Source organism: Variovorax sp. 770b2, assembly GCF_900115685.1.
GTDB lineage: Bacteria > Pseudomonadota > Gammaproteobacteria > Burkholderiales > Burkholderiaceae_C > Variovorax.
This window is the reverse complement of sequence record NZ_FOXJ01000004.1, coordinates 159,224-180,899: the sequence shown is the minus strand read 5'-3', so window position 1 is coordinate 180,899 and position 21,676 is coordinate 159,224. Positions and strand designations below refer to the sequence as shown.

The 21,676-nt window shown below is 67.3% G+C and carries 21 protein-coding genes and 1 tRNA gene; 16 read left to right on the top strand and 6 right to left on the bottom strand.

The features are described 5' to 3' along the window. Positions 1–2: 2 nt before the first annotated feature. The 3 genes from mutY to mutM form a co-directional block, all read right to left on the bottom strand. Entirely contained in the window at positions 3–1,040 is a 1,038-nt protein-coding gene (gene mutY, locus BM133_RS22565; RefSeq protein WP_093439364.1) for an A/G-specific adenine glycosylase, read from the bottom strand. Positions 1,041–1,077: 37 nt separating this feature from the next. Then, positions 1,078–3,045, bottom strand: a complete 1,968-nt coding sequence (locus tag BM133_RS22560; RefSeq protein ID WP_093438661.1) for a dynamin family protein — start codon at positions 3,043–3,045, stop codon at positions 1,078–1,080. 88 nt (positions 3,046–3,133) lie between these two features. Beyond that, positions 3,134–3,946, bottom strand: coding sequence for a bifunctional DNA-formamidopyrimidine glycosylase/DNA-(apurinic or apyrimidinic site) lyase (gene mutM / locus BM133_RS22555; protein WP_093438658.1), 813 nt, complete (start codon positions 3,944–3,946; stop codon positions 3,134–3,136). Positions 3,947–4,016: 70 nt separating this feature from the next. Between mutM and BM133_RS22550 the strand changes: the two genes are divergently transcribed. The 8 genes from BM133_RS22550 (at position 4,017) to BM133_RS22515 (ending at position 10,542) form a co-directional block, all read left to right on the top strand. Then, entirely contained in the window at positions 4,017–5,867 is a 1,851-nt protein-coding gene (locus BM133_RS22550; RefSeq protein ID WP_093438656.1) for a tetratricopeptide repeat protein, read from the top strand. A gap of 140 nt (positions 5,868–6,007) precedes the next feature. Next, entirely contained in the window at positions 6,008–6,385 is a 378-nt protein-coding gene (locus BM133_RS22545) for a lipoprotein insertase outer membrane protein LolB (RefSeq protein WP_256219313.1), read from the top strand. Then, positions 6,382–7,272: a 4-(cytidine 5'-diphospho)-2-C-methyl-D-erythritol kinase gene (gene ispE, locus BM133_RS22540; RefSeq protein WP_093438651.1), complete on the top strand. Its 891-nt coding sequence runs from the start codon at positions 6,382–6,384 to the stop codon at positions 7,270–7,272. The genes BM133_RS22545 and ispE overlap by 4 nt, the downstream gene beginning before the upstream one ends. A 69-nt stretch (positions 7,273–7,341) precedes the next feature. Further along, a tRNA-Gln gene (locus BM133_RS22535) sits at positions 7,342–7,418 on the top strand. 141 nt (positions 7,419–7,559) lie between these two features. Next, positions 7,560–8,534 carry a ribose-phosphate pyrophosphokinase gene (locus BM133_RS22530; protein WP_042582779.1) on the top strand — a complete coding sequence of 325 codons (975 nt, stop codon included), beginning with the start codon at positions 7,560–7,562 and terminating at the stop codon, positions 8,532–8,534. Positions 8,535–8,623: 89 nt separating this feature from the next. Beyond that, on the top strand, positions 8,624–9,292 hold the full coding sequence (locus BM133_RS22525) for a 50S ribosomal protein L25/general stress protein Ctc (protein WP_093438648.1): 669 nt from the start codon (positions 8,624–8,626) through the stop codon (positions 9,290–9,292). 75 nt (positions 9,293–9,367) lie between these two features. Further along, positions 9,368–10,000 (top strand): aminoacyl-tRNA hydrolase, encoded by a 633-nt coding sequence (pth, locus tag BM133_RS22520; RefSeq protein ID WP_093438645.1) that lies wholly within the window; start codon positions 9,368–9,370, stop codon positions 9,998–10,000. Between the two features lie 35 nt (positions 10,001–10,035). Further along, positions 10,036–10,542 carry a hypothetical protein gene (locus BM133_RS22515; protein WP_093438643.1) on the top strand — a complete coding sequence of 169 codons (507 nt, stop codon included), beginning with the start codon at positions 10,036–10,038 and terminating at the stop codon, positions 10,540–10,542. Here BM133_RS22515 and BM133_RS22510 read toward each other — a convergent pair. Continuing rightward, the gene (locus tag BM133_RS22510; protein ID WP_093438640.1) at positions 10,528–10,815 is read right to left on the bottom strand and encodes a YfhL family 4Fe-4S dicluster ferredoxin; all 288 of its coding nucleotides are present in this window, start codon (positions 10,813–10,815) and stop codon (positions 10,528–10,530) included. The two genes, BM133_RS22515 and BM133_RS22510, sit on opposite strands and share 15 nt — an antisense overlap. A gap of 103 nt (positions 10,816–10,918) precedes the next feature. Here BM133_RS22510 and BM133_RS22505 point away from each other — a divergent pair, with 103 nt between their 5' ends. The 7 genes from BM133_RS22505 (at position 10,919) to BM133_RS22475 (ending at position 19,306) form a co-directional block, all read left to right on the top strand. Further along, complete coding sequence (locus BM133_RS22505) at positions 10,919–11,869, top strand: ABC transporter permease (protein ID WP_013543371.1); 951 nt, start codon at positions 10,919–10,921, stop codon at positions 11,867–11,869. Beyond that, on the top strand, positions 11,866–12,741 hold the full coding sequence (locus BM133_RS22500) for an ABC transporter permease (protein ID WP_093438638.1): 876 nt from the start codon (positions 11,866–11,868) through the stop codon (positions 12,739–12,741). The genes BM133_RS22505 and BM133_RS22500 overlap by 4 nt, the downstream gene beginning before the upstream one ends. A 17-nt stretch (positions 12,742–12,758) precedes the next feature. Beyond that, positions 12,759–13,748, top strand: a complete 990-nt coding sequence (locus tag BM133_RS22495; RefSeq protein WP_093438635.1) for an ABC transporter ATP-binding protein — start codon at positions 12,759–12,761, stop codon at positions 13,746–13,748. Beyond that, positions 13,745–14,575 (top strand): ATP-binding cassette domain-containing protein, encoded by an 831-nt coding sequence (locus tag BM133_RS22490; protein ID WP_093438632.1) that lies wholly within the window; start codon positions 13,745–13,747, stop codon positions 14,573–14,575. Before BM133_RS22495 ends, BM133_RS22490 begins: the two co-directional genes overlap by 4 nt. A gap of 110 nt (positions 14,576–14,685) precedes the next feature. Then, positions 14,686–16,176 (top strand): ABC transporter substrate-binding protein, encoded by a 1,491-nt coding sequence (locus BM133_RS22485; protein ID WP_093438630.1) that lies wholly within the window; start codon positions 14,686–14,688, stop codon positions 16,174–16,176. Positions 16,177–16,397: 221 nt separating this feature from the next. Continuing rightward, positions 16,398–17,885, top strand: coding sequence for an ABC transporter substrate-binding protein (locus BM133_RS22480; RefSeq protein WP_093438627.1), 1,488 nt, complete (start codon positions 16,398–16,400; stop codon positions 17,883–17,885). Continuing rightward, entirely contained in the window at positions 17,882–19,306 is a 1,425-nt protein-coding gene (locus tag BM133_RS22475) for an amidase (RefSeq protein WP_093438625.1), read from the top strand. Before BM133_RS22480 ends, BM133_RS22475 begins: the two co-directional genes overlap by 4 nt. Before the next feature lie 286 nt (positions 19,307–19,592). Here the strand turns inward: BM133_RS22475 and BM133_RS22470 are convergent, their stop codons facing one another. After that, positions 19,593–20,219 carry a YitT family protein gene (locus tag BM133_RS22470; RefSeq protein WP_093438622.1) on the bottom strand — a complete coding sequence of 209 codons (627 nt, stop codon included), beginning with the start codon at positions 20,217–20,219 and terminating at the stop codon, positions 19,593–19,595. A 38-nt stretch (positions 20,220–20,257) separates the two neighbouring features. Next, entirely contained in the window at positions 20,258–21,130 is an 873-nt protein-coding gene (locus BM133_RS22465; RefSeq protein WP_093438620.1) for a LysR family transcriptional regulator, read from the bottom strand. A gap of 111 nt (positions 21,131–21,241) precedes the next feature. Here BM133_RS22465 and BM133_RS22460 point away from each other — a divergent pair, with 111 nt between their 5' ends. Continuing rightward, on the top strand, positions 21,242–21,640 hold the full coding sequence (locus tag BM133_RS22460; protein WP_093438617.1) for a tautomerase family protein: 399 nt from the start codon (positions 21,242–21,244) through the stop codon (positions 21,638–21,640). Positions 21,641–21,676: the final 36 nt, after the last annotated feature.

The following is a 21,676-nucleotide window of genomic DNA, read 5'->3' as shown; positions in this document are numbered from 1 at the left end:
ACCTAGGCCGCGCTGCGGCTCTCCAGCAGCTTGCGCACCGGCGCGGGCAGTCCCAACCGGGCCCATTCCTGCGCTTCGACCCAGCGCGCAACGTCGCCCTGCGGTTGCACGCCTTCCAGCAGCACCGGGTGCAGGTGCAGGTCCTTGTGGGTGAGCACATGCACGAAGGGTGGGAGGTCGTGCGCGCCGCGCTGCGCGGCGGATGGCAGCGCCGCGAGCAGGTCGTCGCGGCTGTCGAACACCGGCAGGCAATGCAGCCCCGCCCAGATGCCTTTCGCCGGCCGCTTTTCCAACCAGATGCGGCCCTGTGCATCGCGCGCCAGCAGCACCCAGAGCGACTGCGCACTGCGCTTGAGCTTGCGGGTCTTGACGGGATAGCGCTCCGGCGATCCCTCGCGCAAACCCACGCAGGTCTTGTTGACCGGGCAGATCATGCAGCTGGGCTTGCGCGGCAGGCAGACCGTGGCGCCGAGGTCCATCAGGCCCTGTGTGTAGCTGGCGATCGCTTCGCGTTCTTCGGCGGGCGGGAGCAGTTGCGTCGCCAGGTCCCACAGTGCGCGCTCCTGCGCGGACGAAGACATGTCGCCGCCGAAACCGAGCACGCGCGTCAGCACGCGCTTCACATTGCCGTCGAGGATGGCCACGCGCTCGCCGAAGCAGAACGCCGCGATCGCCGCCGCGGTGGAGCGGCCGATGCCGGGCAAGGTCACCAGCTCCGCCGCGGTGTGTGGAAATTCGCCGCCGAATCGCTCGACGATGTCCTGCGCGCAGCGATGCATGTTGCGCGCGCGGCTGTAGTAGCCCAGGCCGCTCCAGAGACCGAACACCTCGTCCTCGGTGCCTGCGGCCAGCGCCTTCACATCGGGAAAACGTTCGAGAAAGCGCGCGAAGTAGCCCAGCACCGTCGTGACCTGCGTCTGCTGGAGCATCACCTCCGACAGCCAGACGCGGTACGGGTCGCGGGTGTTCTGCCAGGGCAGCTCGCTGCGCCCGTGGCTGCGCTGCCAGCCGACGATCTGCGCGGCGAAATCCGGCGGCATCTGCTGCGAACCGGCTGCCGCCGCCAAAGCGGAACGCTCAGGCCGCACGCAACTCGCTGACGGGGGCCGCAGCAACGGCCTGCGGCTTGCCCTGCTGCGTGATCAGTGAAGTGAACTCGCGCAGGCGGGCGTGCAGTTCGGCCAGGTTGGTCTCCTGCGCGGCCAACTCGAGCAGCCGTTCGTCCAGGTTGCCCGCCGCGTTCTGGATGCGCTCGATCGCCTCGATGCGCTTGCTGAAGTTGCGGCGGCGCTCCTTGAGCTGCGCATCGATCTGCGCGCTCGCGCCCTTGCTCCAGCGCTCGACCTCGGTCATCGCGGCCTCGTTGACCAGGCGCAGGCGGCTGGCCAGCGCGCGAACCAGCTTGTCGCAGAAATCGGCCTGCGCGAGCTTGAGCAGGTTGCCCACGCCCAGGTAATGGATGTGGCTGCGTTCGATCTGGCTCAACTCCTGCTCGAAGCCCGTGAGATCGGGCTCGGCCGGCGCCTGCAGGGTGAAGCCCTGCTCGGCATTGAGCTGTCGGAAGGTGGCGTGCAGCATCGACTGGATCTCGGCCGTCGTCGCCTGCACTTCGCGCAGGTTGTTGCGCAGCGAATCGAAGGTCTCGCCGTACACCTTGCGCACATTGAGCTTGATGCCGGGGCGCTTGAGCGCGGCCGACAGCCGCACCATGTCGGCCTTGAGCGCGGTGCGGCCCAGCACGGCGTACACCTCGCGCAACAGCTTGCCCTGCACCGAGCGCAGCGCCAGGATGCGCGTGTTGCTGCCCTCGAACTCGGCATGCTCCTGGTCGATGCGCGAGCGCATGTGGCGGATCACCGAGACGTTCTTGCCGCGCAGCCCCTGCAGTTCGAGCGCCTGCTCCGACAGGTCGCGCTGGCGCACCTTCAGGATGCGTTCGGCCTCGGTGCGCAGCGCGGTCATGCCCGCATCGACGGCCAGGCGCAGCATGGTCTCGCGCTTGCCGAGCACGCCTTCGCCCAGCAGGGCTTCGAGCGCGGGCAGGCGGCTGGCTTCCAGCAGGCGCGGGTCGTGCTGGATCTTGGCCTGCAGGCCCTTCTGCGCGGACACCGGCAGCACCTGCGCGAGCGGCACGTCGAGCAGCCGGGCCGCGCTGTCGCGCTGGCGTTCGATCTGCAATTCGATCTGCGCGTGGGTGCTCAGCGAGTCCCACATGGTGTCGATCTTGTTGAGCACGACGAAGCGCGTGTCGCCCCCGTCGTCCTCGGTGATCAGGTGTTCGCGCCAGATCGAGAGGTCGGAACGCGTCACGCCGGTTTCGGCGCCCAGGATGAAGACCACGGCGTGCGCCTGCGGGATCAGGCTCACCGTCAGCTCGGGCTCGGCGCCGATCGCGTTCAGGCCGGGCGTATCGAGAATGACCAGCCCCTGCTCCAGCAAGGGGTGCGGCATGTTGAGCACGGCATGGCGCCAGCGCGGGATTTCAACGCGGCCTTCGGCGTCCTGCACGGGGTTGTCGTCGGGCGTCTCGGGGTTCCAGAAGCCGAGCGCGCGGGCCTCGTCCTTGCTCACCCAGCGCACTTCGGCCACCTTGCCCATGGCCTGGGCCAACTGCTCGGCGTTGCCGACCTCGATCGGGATCTCGGTCCAGCGGGTCGACTTCTCGCGCCAATGGGTCAGCGAATGCGGCTCCAGGCGGGTTTCGATCGGCAGCAGCCGCAGCTTGGGCGCGAGGGCGGGGTCGTAGCCCAGCTCGGTCGGACACATCGTGGTCCGCCCCGCGCTCGCGGGCATGATGCGGCGCCCGTAGTCGGCAAAGAAGATCGCGTTGATCAGCTCCGACTTGCCGCGTGAGAACTCGGCCACGAACGCGACCATCACCTTGCTGGTGCGGATCTGCAGTTCGAGGCCCCGCAGGCGCTCGGCCACGGCCTGGTCGAGCAGCTCGTTCTCGGTCAGCCAGCGGGACAGCCACTGCAGCCGATGGGCGAAATTGCTCCGCCACGCACCGTGCTGATCGAGTTGTTGGTTGAAAGAGCGGCTCAAGGGAAATATGTAAGAAAGAACTTACAAATATAGCATCGCAAACCGCGCAGCGGCCGTTTGCAGGGTATTCATTCGACGCCGCGACACGCTACTTTTGACAATTAGGACAAAAATAAGTGGAGCGCTGCCCCTGGCGAAGCTGCCGGATCGGCGTTGCGCAAACCCGACACGGTTCGCCGGCCCGGCCATAAACGGTGGCTTCGAGCTGGAAATAACCGTTCTGCCCGTCCACGTTGGAGAAGTCGCGCAGCGTGCTGCCGCCCTTTTCCACTGCCCTGGCCAGTATTTCGCGCACCGCCGCATGGAGCTTGGCCGCTCGCGGCCGGCTGATGCGCGCGGCCGACAGCGTCGGGCGAATGCCGGCCTGGAACAGCGCCTCCGATGCATAGATGTTGCCGACCCCCACCACCACGTCGCCCGCCAGCAGCACCTGCTTGACGGCCGTTTTGCGCTTGCGCAGGCCTGCATGGAAGGCATCGAGGTCGAAGGCGTCCCCCAGCGGCTCCATGCCCAGGCCGCCGAGCAGCTTGATGGCCCAGGGCGCAGCCTCGTCGTCCACGTAGACCACGGCGCCGAAACGGCGCGGATCGTTCAGCCGCAGGGTGCCGCGGTCGGTGACGAGGTCGAAGTGATCGTGCGTGCCGGGCGGCGGCAGCGCCGCATCGAAGCGCAGGCTGCCCGACATGCCCAGGTGCAGCAGCAGCAGGCCCCGGTCCAGGTCGATCAGCAGGTACTTGCCGCGCCGCCGCACCTGGCGCACATGCCGCCCGACCAGCGCCTCGGGCACGACCATCAGGGCCCAGCGCAACGGTTTTCCGATGCGCACGGCATCGATGCGCGCGCCGGCAATGCGGTCGGCAAAACCGCGGCGGGTGACTTCGACTTCGGGTAGCTCAGGCATGAAAGTAAAACTCCGGCGAAGTCGTAGCCCCACGCGACGTTCGTTCAAAAGCCTCGATTATCATGATTCGATGATTCCATCGCCCCGCCGACACCGCCTTGCGGCGGCTGCATCTCTCGTGCTGCTGGCTTGCGCGGTGCACGCGCAAACCTCCGATCCCGCCGCCCCCAACAGCCCGGCGCCCATCATCGAGCGCAACGCGCCGCCCAGGCCCGCGGTCCGGCCCCGGGTCACCCCTCCGAAGCCCGCCAGTGAACCCGCTGCGCAACCCTCGGCGCTGACGGGCGATCTGTTCTACGAGATCCTGCTGGGCGAATTGGCGTTCCGCTCCGGCGACCCCGGCTCAGGCTATTCGCGGGTGCTGGACGCCGCCCGACGGCTGCGCGACGGCAAGCTGTTCGAACGGGCTGTGGCGATCGCCTTGCAATCGAATTCCTACGATGCCGCGCTGGCCGCAGCACAAGCCTGGCAGGTGTCGCTGCCGGCGTCGCGCGACGCCAGGCGCATCGAGCTGCAGATTCTGATTCGGCTCAATCGCATCGGCGAGACGGTCGAGCTCCTGCGCGCCGAGGTGGCGGCCACCTCGCAGATCGAGCGTCCGCTCCTGATGGCGGTGATTGCACGCAACTACTCGCGTGCCACCGACAAGAAGCTGGCTGCCTCGGTGGTCGAGCGGGCCCTGGTCGACGAACTCAAGAGTCCCACGAGCGGCGGGCTGGCCTGGGCGACCGTGGGCCAGCTGCGCCTCAATGCAGGGGACAACTCCGGCGCGCTGGAAGCTGCGCGCAAGGGTCAGGAGGTCGACCCCGTCTCCGACGCGCCGGCCGCGCTGGCGCTCGAGTTGATCGATCCCAGCCAGCCGCTGGCCGAGCCGATCGTGACGCGCTATCTCGCCAGCAACACCAAGGCCACGCCCGAACTGCGCATCGCCTATGCGCGCGTGCTGGTCGAGAACCGGCGCTACAGCGACGCTCAGACCCAACTGCAGGCACTCACCACATCGCGGCCCGAGCTCGCAGAGCCCTGGCTGCTGCTCGGCAGCCTGCAGATGCAGGCCAAGCAGGACGGTGCAGCGGAGACGTCCCTCAAGCGCTTCATCGAACTGTCGGCGAACCAGAACAAGGACAAGGACGCCGATGCGACCGATCGCGGCCGCAGCCTGACCCAGGCCTACCTCGCCCTTTCGCAGCTGGCGGAGCGTCGAAAGGATCTCGCTGGCGCGGAGCGCTGGCTCGCGCGCATCGACAGCACCGACGATCTCACCATCGCCCAGACCCGCCGCGCGGGCCTGCTGGCGCGCCAGGGCAAGCTGCCCCAGGCACGCGAGGTCATCCGCGGCCTGCCCGAGCGCACGCCGGAGGACAAGAAGCAGAAATTCCTCGCCGAAGTGCAACTGCTGCGCGACGCCAAGCAATACCAGGCCGCCTACGACATGCTGGCGCAAGCCTCCGCCGCCGCACCGGATGACGCCGACCTGGTCTACGACCAGGCGATGGTGGCCGAGAAGCTGAATCGCCTGGACGACATGGAGCGGCTGCTGCGCCGGCTGATCCAGCTCAAGCCCGAGAGCCAGAACGCCTACAACGCCCTGGGCTACTCGTTCGCGGATCGCAAGATCCGGCTGGACGAAGCCCGCACGCTGATCCAGAAAGCGGTGCAGCTGGCGCCGGAAGACCCGTTCATCGCCGACAGCCTGGGCTGGGTCGAGTTCCGGCTCGGCAACACGGCCGAAGCCATCCGCATCCTGGAGACCGCCTACAAGACCCGGCCCGATCCCGAGATCGGCGCGCACTTCGGCGAAGTGCTGTGGAGCATCGGCCAGAAGGATCGCGCAGTGACGATCTGGAAGGAAGCGTTGCTGAGCGATGCCGAGAACGAAACCCTGCAGGAAACGCTCAGGCGCCTGCGCGTCAAGCCGTGAGCATGCCCGCCCCCGGGCCGCACGCAAGCCGCCGCGCCGTTCTGATGGCAGGCGGGGCGACTCTTCTTTTGATAGCAGGCTGCGCCCAATTGACGGGCGGCTCCTCCACCCCCCGAGGCTCGGACAGCTGGAGCGGCCGCATGTCGCTGCGCATCGACAGCGAACCGGTCCAGACCTTTGCCGCGCTCTTCGAGTTGCGCGGCTCGCCCGATGCGGGCGATCTCACGCTGACGACGCCGATCGGCAGCACCTTGGCCCAGCTGCACTGGTCGCCGGGCGAAGCCTTGCTGAAGAACGGCAGCGACACCCGCCATTTCGACTCCCTCGACGCGCTGATCGAAGCCGCGACCGGCGCGGCGATCCCCGTCGGCGCGCTGTTCGGCTGGCTCGCCGGGCGCAACGAAAGCGTGCCCGGCTGGCGCCCCGACCTGGGCCAGCTCGCAAACGGCCGCCTGCAGGCCACCCGCGAATCCCCGAGCCCCCGGGCGGACCTGCGCATCGTGTTCGAGCGGCCATGAAGGCGCTCTACGACCTTCCCGCACCGGCCAAGCTCAACCTGTTCCTGCACATCACCGGCCGGCGCGACGACGGCTACCACCTGCTGCAATCGGTCTTCATGCTGATCGACTGGTGCGACACGCTGCACGTCGAGTTGCGGCGCGACGGCCAGCTGACCCGCGAAGACCTCACGACCGAACTGCCCGCCGACGACCTCGTCCTGCGCGCCGCCCGTGCGCTGCAGGCACACGCCGCGCACGGCCAGGGCGCGCACATCGGCGTCGCAAAGCATGTGCCGGCCCAGGCGGGGATGGGCGGCGGATCGTCCGATGCAGCCACCTGCCTGCTGGCGCTCAACCGCCTGTGGAACCTGAACCTGCCCTTGTCCCGGCTCGCGCAGATCGGCCTGAAACTGGGCGCCGACGTGCCGTTCTTCCTCGGCGGACACCATGCGTGGGTCGAAGGCATCGGGGAGGAAATCACGCCCGTCACCCTGCCGTCGGCGCGCTTCGCCGTGGTCAAGCCGACCGAAGGATTGGATACCCGTCTGATTTTTTCAGCAGATGATCTTGAACGCTCGACTCCTGTTGCTATAATCACAGGCTTTGCTGCAGATAGCGAACAGCTTGAAGCCCCAAACCTCGCGAACTTCGGTCACAAGGTTTTCGACTTCGGCCACAACGACCTGCAGCCGGTTGCCCAGCGACTTTGCCCCGCGGTCACCGACGCCATCGAATGGCTCGGCGATCAAGGATTGAAGGCCCGGATGACCGGCTCCGGAAGTTCGGTGTTCGCAAAATTGCCGCAAGGGCCGCATGAAGCGGAACTGGTCGAAGCCCCCGCGGGCTGGCAGGTTCGTCAGTGCAGCAATTTGGCTGTTCATCCTCTGGTAGGTTGGGCAGCCTGAGATGGTCGGATCGTTTGTGCGGTCCGACGCGACATATATCGGTTGATGGTGCAAACCATCGACCCGTGTAGGGGAGTCGCCAAGCTGGTTAAGGCACTGGATTTTGATTCCAGCATGCAAAGGTTCGAATCCTTTCTCCCCTGCCAAATCTTTAAAACTGCGGCCTAACGGCCGCAGTGTTTCTTCTGCAGCCCACCCGCTGCAATAATCGGCAGCCCACGGGCCGCCACGACTCAAAACCTTTGGCGGCTTCCTCAAAGCCAATTTCGCACTGCCGGGACGCGCTCATGCAGGCTAATCACCCTGATTTCATGGTTTTCACCGGCAATGCCAATCCTGGCCTCGCCGCAGAAATCGCGCACAACCTCGGCACCTCGCTGGGCGCCGCACGCGTCGGTCGCTTCTCCGATGGAGAGGTCACTGTCGAGATCAACCAGAACGTCCGCGCACGCGACGTGTTCGTGGTGCAGTCCACCTGCGCACCGACCAACGAAAACCTGATGGAACTGCTGATCATGGTCGACGCGCTCAAGCGCGCATCGGCCGAGCGGATCAGCGCCGTGATTCCCTACTTCGGCTATGCCCGCCAGGACCGTCGCCCGCGTTCGAGCCGCGTGCCGATCTCGGCCAAGGTCGTGGCCAACCTGCTGGAAACCGTCGGCGTCGAGCGCGTGCTCACGATGGACCTGCACGCCGACCAGATCCAGGGCTTCTTCGACATCCCGGTCGACAACATCTACGCGTCGCCCGTGCTGCTGGGCGATCTGCGCGCCAAGAACTACGAAGACCTGATCGTGGTCTCGCCCGACGTCGGCGGCGTGGTTCGCGCCCGTGCGCTGGCCAAGCAGCTGAACTGCGACCTCGCCATCATCGACAAGCGCCGCCCGAAGGCCAACGTCAGCGAAGTCATGAACGTGATCGGCGAGATCGACGGCCGCAACTGCGTGATCATGGACGACATGATCGACACGGCCGGCACGCTGGTCAAGGCAGCCGAAGTGCTGAAAGAGCGCGGCGCCAAGAGCGTCTACGCCTACTGCACGCACCCGATCTTCTCGGGCCCGGCCATCGAGCGCATCACCAAGGGCTCGGCCCTGGATGAAGTGGTCGTGACCAACACCATTCCCCTTTCCGATGCGGCCCTCGCATGCGGAAAGATCCGCCAGCTCTCCGTGGCACCGCTGATCGCCGAAACGATCCAGCGCATTGCCAAGGGCGAGTCGGTGATGAGTTTGTTCTCGGACCAGGACAACCTGTTCTGACCTGAGAGCCAAAGAGCGGGCTTCTTTTCGAAGAAGCCTTTTTGAATCGGAGTCGCACTGGTCGCGGTGGACTCTCACAGGAGCTAGTTATGAAATTCGTCGCTTTTGAGCGCGCCAAGCAGGGTACGGGTGCGAGCCGCCGTCTCCGCATTTCGGGCAAGACGCCCGGTATCGTCTACGGTGGTGAAGGCCAGCCCCAGCTGATCGAAATCGATCACAACGCGCTGTGGCACGCCCTGAAGAAGGAAGCCTTCCACTCGTCGATCCTGGAAATGGAACTCGGCGACGCCACCAGCAAAGTGCTGCTGCGCGACGTGCAGTACCACCCGTTCCGCCAGCTGGTGCAGCACATCGACTTCCAGCGCGTCGATGCCAAGACCCGCCTGCACATGAAGGTGCCGCTGCACTTCAAGGGTGAAGAAGAGTCCGAAGCCGTCAAGACCGCGCACAACCTGGTGAACCACGTGATCACCGAGCTGGAAATCAGCTGCCTGCCGACCGACCTGCCCGAGTTCATCGAAGTGGACCTCTCCGGTCTCACCAAGAACGCCACGCTGCACGTCAACGACATCAAGCTGCCCAAGGGCGTGAAGTACGTGAGCCACGGCAAGAACAACCCGGTCATCGTGTCGGCCGTGCCGCCGCTGGTCGCCGAAGAGCCGGCACCCGCTGCCGAAGGTGCAGCTGCCGAAGGCGCCGCACCGGCTGCCGGTGGCAAGCCTGCCGCCAAGACGGCCAAGCCCGCCGCGAAGAAGTAATTTTCTTCCCGTCCCCTGCAAAAGGCCCGCCTCGTGCGGGCCTTTTGCTTTGGGGGCGGCGAGATAATTCCCGCCATGATCAAGCTGTTCGTCGGCCTCGGAAACCCGGGCCCTGAGTACGAAGCCACGCGCCACAACGCGGGCTTCTGGTGGATCGACGCCCTCGCGCGCGACTGGAAACTCAACCTCGTGCCCGAGCGCGGCTACCACGGCCTCGCGGCGCGCGCCAGCATCGGCGGCCAGAGCGTCTGGCTGCTGGAGCCGCAGACCTTCATGAACCTCTCGGGCAAGTCGGTGGCGGCGCTCGCGCGCTTCTTCAAGATCGCGCCCGAAGAAATCCTCGTGGTGCACGACGAGCTCGACGTGGTGCCCGGCCAGGCCAAGCTCAAGTTCGGTGGCAGCCATGCCGGCCACAACGGCCTGCGCGATATCCACTCGCAACTGGGCACCGGCGACTACTGGCGGCTGCGCCTAGGCATCGGGCATCCCGGCGTGAAGTCGGAGGTCGTCAACTGGGTGCTCAAGAAGCCTCTGAAGGAACAGCGTGAGCTGATCGAGGACGCCATCGTCCGCACGCTGCATGCCGCGCCCGCGCTCGTGGCCGGCGAGATGGAAAAAGCGACATTGATCATTCACACGAGCAAACCGCCCCGGCCCAAACCGCCGCGGCGGGAGCCCGGCGACGGGGGCACGCCTGCCGCCACCTAGCCGGCAACCGGAGCGCAGGAGGGAGAGAAATAAAAATGAAGATGAGAAGAAGAGAAACGAGGGCGGGGAAATTCGGGATCGCTCTGCTTTTATTGGCATCCTGGGCCTATTGCGCCCACGCGAGCGCCCAGGGTCCCGCAAAGACCTGGCGATGCGGCAGCACCTACTCGGATCGCCCTTGCGAAGGCGGCAAATCGGTGAAGGTCGATGACCCGCGCAGCAATGAGGATCGGCGCGCTGCCGAAGCCGGCGCCAAGAGCAACAGCGCGCAGGCCGACAAGCTGGAGCACTCCCGCGTGTCGCTGGAAAAAGCGGCCTATGACCGCGATCGCCAGGCAGCGCGGGAGGCCAGGAGCGCGGCGCTGGCCGAACGGCGCATGGCCCTGTCCGAGCAGCAAGCCCGCGAGCGCGCCACCAAGGCAGCCGGTGACCCACGCAAATCCACCATGAGCTTCAACAGCGGCGGGTCGGGCAGCAAGTCGGCCGGCGACGCCCCGGCGAAGAAAAAGAAGCGGAAGTCCCGCGACTCAGACGCCGGCTGAAGACGAGGGTGAAACCGCCGTCACCTTGATCGCCGTGAGGCGCTGGTACTTCTGCATCAGCGTCTCGCGGCTTTCCACGTGCTCGGGGTTCAGGGGAATGCAGGCCACCGGGCAGATCTGCACGCACTGCGGCTCGTCGAAGTGGCCGACGCACTCGGTGCACTTGTGCGGATCGATCTCGTAGTACTCCGCGCCCATATAGATCGCATCGTTCGGGCACTCGGGCTCGCAGACATCGCAGTTGATGCATTCGTCGGTGATCATGAGGGCCATCCCCCGATTATCGGCGGACCGGCAGGGGCGCCCGCCCGCGAATGGCAAAGGCCACATTCACGGCACATTTGTTGCAGTAGTCAGTTATGCTGCGCCCCGCCCCATGAGCCTGTTTCTATTCAAGCGCCTCGCCACGTTGATCGGCACGTTGATCGGCGCTTCGGTCATCGTCTTCCTCGTCCTGGAAATCCTGCCCGGCAACGCCGCCCAGATGCTCATGGGCCCCGACGCGTCGCCCGACGCCGTGGCCGCCCTGGCCACCAAGCTGGGCCTGGACCAGCCGGCCTGGACACGCTACTGGCACTGGATCGGCGGCCTCCTCACCGGCAACCTGGGCGACAGCTACGCCTACAGCTCGCCCGTGCTCGACCTGATCCTCGAACGTCTTGCGCTCACCGTGCCGCTCGCGCTGCTGGCGATGGCCTTCACCGTGGTCATCGCGCTGCTGGTGGGCGTGACCGCCGCCGCGCGCCACAACAAGCTGGGCGACGTGGGCCTCATGGGCATGGCGCAGGTCGGCATCGCGATCCCCAATTTCTGGTTCGCGATCATGCTGATCCTGGTGTTCTCGGTGCAGCTGCAATGGTTCTCGGCCGGCGGCTTCGAGGGCTGGGGCGAGGGCATCTTCGCGGGCCTCAAGTCGCTGCTGCTGCCTGCGCTGTCGCTGGCGGTGGTGCAGGCGGCGATCCTCGCGCGCATCACGCGCTCGGCCGTGCTGGAGGTGATGCGCGAAGACTTCGTGCGCACCGCGCGCGCCAAGGGCGTGTCGCAGCGCATGGTGCTGTGGACCCACGTGCTGCGCAACGCGATGATCCCCGTCATCACGGTGATGGGCATGCAGTTCTCCGAGCTGCTCGCCGGCACCATCGTGGTGGAGAACGTGTTCTACCTGCCGGGCCTGGGCCGCCTGATCTTCCAGGCCATCAGCAACCGCGACCTCATCGTCGTGCGCAACTGCGTGATGCTGCTCGCGGCGCTGGTGGTCATCGTGAACTTCGTGGTCGACGTGCTCTATGCCGTGATCGATCCGCGCATCAAGGCGAGCGACATATGAGCAGCGTCGCCGTTCCGAGTGCGGCCGCGCTCAAGGTGCCGGGCTTCTGGCGCCGCGCACTGCACCACCGCAGCTTCGCGATCGGCGGCGTACTCACGCTGCTGCTCCTGGTGGCCGCCGCTGTCTCGCTGGTCTGGACGCCCTGGTCGCCCTACGACATGGACATGGCCAACAAGCTCAAGCCCCCGACCGGCTCGCACTGGCTGGGCACCGACACCTACGGCCGCGACGTGGCCTCGCTGCTGCTGGTGGGCGCGCGCGCGTCCATCCTCGTGGGCGTGATCGCCGTGGGCATCGGCCTCGTGGTCGGCACAGCGCTCGGCCTGCTGGCCGCCGCCAGGCGCGGCTGGGTCGAGGAAGCCATCATGCGGCTCACCGACTTCTCGCTCGCATTCCCCGCCATCCTCTCGGCGATCATGATGACGGCCGTGTTCGGCGCGGGCATCGTCAACGCCATCGTCGCGATCGGCATCTACAACATCCCCACCTTCGCGCGCATCACGCGCGCCTCGGCCAACGCGATCTGGTCGCGCGAGTACATCGCGGCGGCACGCGCCTGCGGCAAGGGTTCGTTCTCGATCACGATGCAGCACGTGCTGCCGAACATCTCGGCGGTGCTGATCGTGCAGATCACCATCCGCTTCGCCATCGCGATCCTTGCGGAAGCGGCGCTGTCTTACCTCGGCCTCGGCACGCAGCCGCCGCAGCCGTCGTGGGGCCGCATGCTCAGCGAGGCGCAGACGATGATGTTCCAGTCGCCGCTGCTCGCGGTGTTCCCCGGCATGGCCATCGCGATGGCGGTGCTGGGCCTGAACCTCTTGGGCGACGGCCTGCGCGACCTGCTCGACCCCCGCCTCGCGCGCGCCCGCTGAACGCCCGCACGAACGCCATGCCCCTCCTCCAAGTCAAGGACCTGCACATCGAACTGCAGACGCAGCGCGGCCCGGCCGAGGCCGTGCGCGGCATCGACTTCACGCTGGAGCGCGGCGAAACGCTGGGCATCGTGGGCGAATCGGGCTGCGGAAAGTCGATCACCGTGATGTCGCTCATGGGCCTCCTGCCCTCGAACGCCAAGGTCACCGGCAGCATCCGCTTCGACGACACCGAGCTCGTCGGCCGCGACGAAAAGAACATGTGCCAGATCCGCGGCAACCGCATCGGCATGATTTTCCAGGAGCCGATGACGGCGCTCAACCCGGTGCACACCATCGTGCGCCAGGTCGGCGAGCCGCTGCGGCTGCACCGCGGGCTCTCCAAGGCCCAGGCGCGGCAGGAGGTGCTGGGCTTGCTGGAGCGCGTGGGCATTCCGGATGCGGCTTCGCGGCTCGATGCGTATCCGCACCAGTTCTCGGGCGGGCAACGCCAGCGCATCGGCATCGCGATGGCGCTGGCCTGCGGCCCCGACCTGCTGATCGCCGACGAGCCCACCACCGCGCTCGACGTCACGATCCAGAAGCAGATCCTCGAGCTCATCCAGGGCCTGGTGCAAGAGCGCGGCATGGCGCTGATCCTGATCTCGCACGACCTGGGCGTGATCGCGCAGACCGTCTCGAAGATGCTCGTGATGTACGGCGGCAGCGTGGTCGAGAGCGGCCCGACCGAGGCCGTGTTCGCGCGCCGCGCCCACCCCTACACGCAGGGCCTGTTCGCTGCAAGACCCGCGCTCGGCGCGCCACGCGGCGTGCGCCTGGCGACCATTCGCGGCAGCGTGCCCGAGCTGGTCGACCTGCCACCGGGCTGCCCCTTCGCGGGCCGCTGCAGCTACACCATCGACGCCTGCCAGACCACGCGGCCACCACCCACGGTGCTGCCGCAGGATCACGCGGTGCGCTGCATCCGGCTGGAAGAAATCGCGACGAAGGTCGCCGTTGCCTCATGAGTGAATCCGCCCTCGCCTCGCCGCTGCTGGAGGTGACCGATCTCGTGCGGCACTACGACCTGCCGCGCGAAAAACTCTTCGGCCCGCCGCCCACCGTCAAGGCGCTCAATGGCGTGAGCTTCAAGGTCGAAGCCGGCCGCAGCCTGGGCATCGTCGGCGAATCGGGTTCGGGCAAGTCGACCATTGCGCGTCTGGTGATGGCGCTCGATGCGCCGACCTCGGGCAGCGTGAAGTTGCTCGGACGCGACCTGCACACGCTGCCCAGGAGCGAGCTGCGCGCCGCACGACGCGACTTCCAGATGGTCTTTCAAGACCCTTATGGCTCGCTCGATCCGCGCCAGACCGTTGCACGCATCGTCGCCGAGCCGCTCGAAGCGTTGGCGGAAGCGTCGCGCAAGGAGCAGCGCGAACGCGCCGCCGAATCGCTCGCCGCCGTGGGCCTCCGCACCACCGACATGGACAAGTACCCGCACGAGTTCTCGGGCGGGCAGAGACAACGCATCGCGATCGCGCGCGCTTTGATCACGCGCCCCAAGCTCATCGTCGCCGACGAACCCGTCAGCGCGCTCGACGTGTCGGTGCAGGCCCAGGTGCTCAACCTCATGCAGGACCTGCAGCAGCAGTTCGGCGTGAGCTACCTCCTGATCAGCCACGACCTCGCGGTGGTCAACCACCTGTGCGACGACGTGTGCGTGGTGTGGAAGGGCCTGATCGTCGAGCAGGGCCCGCCGGGCGAGCTGTTCCGCAACGCGCAGCATCCCTACACGCGCACGCTGCTCGATGCGGTGCCGCGCACCCCCACCGGCGGCACGCTGCTCGTGGCCTGACGCCGAAGCGTCGCCGACGCTTCGTAGGATGAGTGCGTCATAAGCATCTGGTTGCGCGGAGGCCCCCGTCTCGCGGATGATGCTTGCCCCGCTCTCGAGGACACCGCTTCATGCTCAACCGACGCACCCTGCTCGCCACCGCCGCAGCCCTGACACCGCTCGCACTGCCGACAGGCGCCTTCGCGCAAAAGAAAAAAGACACGCTGGTGATCGGCCTCACGCTCGAACCCACGGGCCTCGATCCCACCGCCAAAGCGGGCGCCGAGATTTCCGAGGTGGTGCTCTACAACATCTTCGAGACGCTCACCAAGATCAATTCCGACGGCAGCGTGACGCCGCTGCTGGCCGACAGCTGGGAGGTCTCGCCCGACCTGAAGACCTACACCTTCAAGCTCAAGCGCGGCGTGAAGTTCCAGAACGGCGAGCCCTTCAACGCGCAGAGCGTGAAGTTCTCGTTCGACCGCGCGGCCGCGGCCAACAGCACCAACAAGGACAAGCGCACCTTCGCCAACATCGCCGCGCAGGCGGTCGACGAGCACACCGTGGTGCTGATCACCAGGGAGATCGAGCCCGACCTGCTGTTCCTGCTCGGGCAGGCGTCGGCCATCCTGGTGGAGCCCAGGACGGTGGAGACCAACGCCACCAAGCCGGTCGGCACCGGCCCCTACCGCCTGGACAACTGGGCCAAGGGCTCGACCATCGTGCTGGCCAGGTGGGACGGTTATCGCCATGCCTATGCGGCGCAGATCCGCAAGGTGAGCTTCCGCTTCATCTCGGAGCCGGCCGCGCAGACCACCGCGCTGCTCTCGGGCGACGTGGACCTCTTCCCGCATGCCTCGGTATCGCGCAGCCTTCCGCAGTTCCAGAACGACAAGCGCTTCCAGGTGGTGTTCAACGCCTCGCGCGGCAAGGCCATCCTGGCCATCAACAACAAGCGCAAGCCCCTGGACGACGTGCGCGTGCGCCGCGCCATCTCCGCGGCCATCGACCGCAAGGCCGTCATCGAAGCGGCGGTGGACGGGCGCGGCGTTCCAATCGGCAGCCACTATGTGCCGGGCGCGCCGGGCTACATCGACACCACCGGCATCAATGCCTACGACGTGGAAAAGGCGAAGAAGCTCCTGGCCGAAGCCGGCGTGAAGACGCCGCTCGAACTCGACCTCGTGCTGCCGCCTCCGCCCTATGCGCGGCAGGGCGGCGAGCTCATCGCCGCGCAGCTGGCCAAGGTGGGCATCGTCGCGAAGATCCAGAACGTCGAGTGGGCGCAGTGGATGAGCGGCACCTACGGCAACAGGAACTACGACCTCTCGCTCATCCTGCACGTGGAGCCCTTCGACCTGGTGAACTACACCAAGCCCGAGTACTACTGGGGCTACCAGTCGGCCAGGTTCAACGAGGCCTTCGACAAGGCGCGCAATGCGCCGCGCGCGGCCGACCGGCTGCGCTACCTGGGCGATGCGCAGCGGCTGCTGGCCGAGGACGCGGCCAACGTGTTCCTGTTCCAGCCGCAGTTCATCACCGTGGCGGGGCGCAACCTGCGGGGGCTCTGGAAGGACTTGCCGATCTTCGCGAACGACATCGCCGCCCTCTACTGGGCCTAGCGCAAGCGCCTTCGCAGGCACCTGGCATCCGGGTACGTCCCGAGGAAAAACCGCTCCAGGAGCCATTCGCCGGGCCACCCGCTGCGAGAGAATGATCCGCTGCGCAGGTGGCATCTTTCGTGCTGCGTGCCTTGTCTTTCGTGGCGCCGCGCCTCCCTTCGGGGCACGGTGGGCGCCGAACCAGTCATTCGACCCTGGCCGTTTTCCGGAGATACCCAAGTATGTTGAACCGTCGCACCCTCCTCACCACCGCCGGCGCCACCGTCGCGCTGGCCACGCCGCTCGCCGGCATGGCCCAGGGGCGCAAGGACGCCATCGTGATCGGCATGGCGCTGGAGCCGCCGGGCCTGGACCCGACGGCCGGCGCCGCCGCCGCGATCGCCGAAATCGTGCAATACAACATCCTGGAGACGCTCACCAAGATCAACGCCGACGGCAGCGTCACGCCGCTCCTGGCCGAGAGCTGGGAGGTCTCGCCTGATCTCAAGACCTACACCTTCAAGCTCAAGCGCGGCGTGAAGTTCCAGAACGGCGAGCCCTTCAACGCGGCCACGGTCAAGTTCTCGTTCGACCGCGCCGGCGGCGAGAAGAGCACCAACAAGGACAAGCGCACCTTCGCCAACCTGGCCACGCAGGCGGTGGACGACTACACGGTGGTGGTCATCAACAAGGAGATCGACCCCGACCTGCCCTTCGTGCTGGGCCAGGCCACGGCCGTGATCGTCGAGCCCAAGAGCGCCGAGACCAACGCGAACAAGCCGGTCGGCACAGGCCCCTACAAGCTGGACAGCTGGGCCAAGGGCTCGTCGCTCACGCTGAGCAAGTGGGAGGGCTTCCGCAGCCCTGCCACCGCCAAGATCAACAAGGTGACCTTCCGCTTCATCGCCGACACCGCCGCGCAAGCCGCCGCGCTGATGGCGGGCGACGTCGATGTGTTCACCCGCATCGGCACGCGCGTGGTGCCGCAGTTCAAGGCCAACCCGCAGTTCCAGGTGATCCTGGCGGGCTCGCGCGCCAAGACCATCCTCTCGATCAACAACCAGAAGAAGCCGCTGGACGACGTGCGCGTGCGCCGCGCCATCCTCGCGGCCATCGACCGCAAGGCCGTGATCGAGGGCGCCGCCGACGGCCTGGGCGTGGCCATCGGCAGCCACTACGTGCCGGGCGCGGCGGGCTTCGTCGACACCACGGGCGTCAACCCCTTCGACATCGAGAAGGCCAAGAAGCTGCTCGCCGAAGCCGGCGTGAAGACGCCGCTCGAACTGAAGATGACGCTGCCGCCGCCGCCCTATGCACGCCAGGGCGGCGAGGTGATCGTGGCGCAGCTCGCCAAGATCGGCATCGTGGTGAAGGTGCAGAACGTCGAGTGGGCGCAGTGGTTGAGCGGCACCTACGGCAACAAGGACTACGACCTGTCGATCATTTCGCACGTCGAGCCCTTCGACCTGGGCAACTACGCCAAGTCGGACTACTACTGGGGCTACCAGTCGAAGGCCTTCAACACGCTGTTCGACAAGATCAAGTCCACGGCCAACGCCACCGAGCGCAACAAGCTCCTGGGCGACGCGCAGAAGATGCTGGCCACCGACGCGGCCAACGGCTTCCTGTACCAGCCGCAGTTCCCGACGATCGCCAAGAAGAACGTGAAGGGCCTCTGGAAGGAGAACCCGATCTTCGTGAACGACCTGTCGGCCCTGTCCTGGGGATGAGCGCCACCGTGTCCGACGCCCCCTTGTTGAGCGACCTGTCCGCCCAGGAACTCTCGGCCGCCTACCGGGACAAGCGCCTGTCGCCGGTGGAGGTCACAGAGGCCGTGATCGCCCAGATCGAGCGCTGGGAGCCGCACCTGCAGGCCACCTGGCTCTTCCGCCCCGAGGCCGCGCTCGAGCAGGCGCGCGCATCGGAGGCGCGCTGGCAGCGCGGCGATGCGCTCGGCCCACTCGACGGCGTGCCGGCCACCATCAAGGAAAACATCGCCACGCGCGGCGACCCGATGCCCGCCGGCACGGCCGCCGTCGACCTGAAGCCCGCGACCACCGATGCGCCGCCCGCCGCGCGCCTGAAGGAAGCCGGCGCAGTGATCGTGAGCAAGACCACCATGCCGGACTACGGCATGTTGTCCTCGGGCCTTTCGAGCTTTCACACGCTGGCACGCAACCCCTGGGACCTGGGCAAGACGCCCGGTGGCTCCAGTGCCGGCGCAGGTGCCGCAACCGCGGCAGGCTACGGCCCGCTGCACCTGGGCACCGACATCGGTGGGTCGCTGCGGCTGCCCGCGAGCTGGTGCGGCATCTTCACGCTCAAGCCGAGCCTGGGCCGCATTCCGATCGATCCGCCCTACATGGGCCGCGCCGCCGGGCCGATGACCCGCACTGTCGGCGATGCCGCGCTGATGATGCAGGCGCTCTCGAGGCCCGATGCGCGCGACAGCATGAGCCTGCCGGCGCAGGACATCGACTGGGCGGCTTTCGACGTGTCGCCCGACCATCTGCGCGGGCTGCGCATCGGGCTGCTGCTCGACGCGGGCTGCGGCCTGGCGGTCGAGCCGGAGATCCAGACGGCGGTCGAACACGCCGCGCGCCTGTTCGAGAAAGCCGGCGCGGTCGTCGAGACCATGCAGCCCTTCATGTCGCAGGCCATGCTCGACGGCATGGACCACCTGTGGCGCATGCGCTCGCTCGTGGACATGAAGGCCCTTCGCGCCGACCAGCGCGCCAAGGTGCTGCCCTACATCCGCGAGTGGGCCGAGAGCGCGGCCGAATTCAGCGGCGAGCACGTGTTCCGCAGCTTCAGCCAGTTCCACGCAACGCGCGTGGCGGCGGTGCAGGCCTGCGCGCGCTTCGACTACGTGATCTCGCCCGTATCGCCGAACATGCCCGCGGCGGCGGAGGCGCCGTCGCCGACCAACGATCCGCTGCGTCCGCTGGAGCACATCGGGTTCACGGTGCCGTTCAACATGTCGGAGCAGCCGGCGTCTTCGGTGAACTGCGGGTACGCGGCGAGCGGGTTGCCGATCGGACTGCAGATCGCGGGGAACCGGTTCGACGACCTCGGCGTGCTGCGCGTGTCGCGCGCGTTCGAGCAGATTCGCGAAGCGCAGCGGCCTTGGCCGGTGGTGCCTCGGGGCTAGGGCATCGCATTGTTCAGGGCTGCACTCGCGCCGACGGTGGGCCCTGTTTCGCGAATGTCCTCCGGCCTGCGGCCTCCCCCTTGATTTCGCGAAACAGAGCCCACCATCGGCGCGAGCGCTTCAGAGCAGTCGTTGATCGCCGATCACTCACAGCGTGCCCCAGTGCGCAGGGCATCGGGTGCTCCCCGCAGCGAAATCAAGGAGAAGGGCGAAGCCCCGGGGGACATTCGCGGAGGGGAGTACCCGGTGGCCTGCGCACAGGCCCCCGAACCAGAGCACCCCGAACTCAAGTCGCCGCGTAGCGCCCCGGCTTGTGGTTGATCCACAGGAAGAGCCCCATCACCACGGCGGCGAGCACCGACCACCCCACGCGCTGCGGCGGAATCACGAACAGCGCGAGCAGCACCACCGTGCAGTCGATGCCGATCTGCACCTTGCCGGCCGGCCAGCCGCGCTTTTCCTGCAGGTACAGCGTCAGCACCGTCGCGCCGCCGAGGCTCGCCCGGTGGCGTGCGAGGAACAGGCACCCCGTGCCCAGCAGCAGGCCGCCGAGCACCGCGGCAAAAGCCGGATGCAGTGAACCGATCGACAGGTAGCGCGGCGCCCAGTCGGTCATCACCGAGAGCAGTGCGATCGCCGAGAAGGTCTTGAGCGTGAAGGCCCGCCCCATGTGGCGCCAGGCGAACCAGTAGAACGGCAGGTTCACCAGGAAGAACAGCTTGCCGAAGCTCACGCCGGTCGCGTAGTGCAGGATGAACGCGACGCCCGCCGTGCCGCCCGTGAGCAGGCCCGCCTGGCCGAACAGCATCATCGCGATGGCGACGAACAAGGTGCCCGAAAAGATCGCCTGCGCGTCATCGAAACGGGAATGGCGCAGCAGATCCGGCAGGTTGGTGGGTTGTGGCGCGTCCATGGCGGGAGCGACGCAAATCCCGCGCCACCCCGGCGGCCTCACACCAGGTGCGTGGCCAGCATCTCGCGGGCGCGGGTCACGAACGCCGTCTCGCCCCGGCGTCCGGGCAGGAACTGGAACGCGACCTTGGGCAGGGCCGGCAGGCCGTGCGGCGCCGCCAGCCGGGCCACGCCTTCGCACACCGCGGATTCGTTCAGGCACGCGACCCCCAGCCCCGCGGCCAGTGCCGACTGCAACCCGGCCACGCCCGATGCCACGTGCGCGAGCACATACGGCACGCGCCGCCGCCGCAGCAGCGCCACGGTGAACTGGTGCAGCGAGCAGGTGTCCGGCAGCGCCAGCAGCCGCACCGGTTCGCCCCGCGCCACCCGCAGGCCGGTGGCGCCCAGCCACGCGAGCGATTCGCGCCGGATCAGCGAGGCCTTGGCGCCCTGCGCCGAGGATGACGACGACGCGCCCGCGATGTCCATCGCCAGGCCGACGTCGAAGTCGCCGTGCGCATAGGCGGCCCGCAACGCGTCGCTCTTCAGGATGCTCACGTTCAGGCGCACCTGCGGATAGCTCTCGCCCAGGCGCCCCAGCAGTTGCGTGAGATCGCCGGGACGGAAGTAGTCGGTCACGGCCAGCCGCAGCTCGCCCTGCAGCGTTTCGCCGTGCAGGTCGCGAAACGCCTCGTCGCTGAGCGCGAGGATGCGCCGCGCATACGCCAGCAGCCGCGTGCCCGCCTCGGTGGGCGCGACGCCGGCCTTGCTGCGCGTGAGCAGCGACTGCCCCGCGCGCTCCTCGAGCTTGCGCATCTGCTCGCTGACGGACGACTGGGAGAGGAACACGCGGGGCGCAGCGGCCGTGAGGCTGCCCGCGTCGATCACCGCGGCCAGGGTGCGAAGTTGTTCCAGGTCGAAGCTCTGCATGATTTCATCCGTCCGTTTAACCGATGGATTCCATCATATCTTCCCGCTTTTCCGATGACCATCGGAATCCCACAATCACCCCATCGTTCATTCATTCCACAGGAGTCCACCATGCCCCACATCGTTGTCCACCTCTCCGGCGAACCCGACGCAACCCTTACCCGCAAGACCGTCGACACCGTCGCCGAACTCACCCAGAGCGTGCTCGGCAAGCAGTTGCCGGTGATCGCCATCACGGTGCAGTACATCGCCGCCGATACCTGGTTCATCGGGGGCCAGACGCTGGCGTCGCTGGGCAAATCGGCCTTTCACCTGGACATCAGCATCACCGACGAGACCAACACCAAGGCCGAGAAGGCGCGCTACCTGCGCGAGGTGCACGCGGCCATGGCGAAGCTCCGGCCGGACCTGCACGAGGTGTCGTACATCCACGTGATCGACGCGCGCGGCGCGGCCTACGGCTACGGCGGAAAGACCCAGGAGTACCGCCACCAGCAAGCCGGGGTCTGAAGCCCTTCCCGGTGTCCCGGGGGCATGGCACCATGC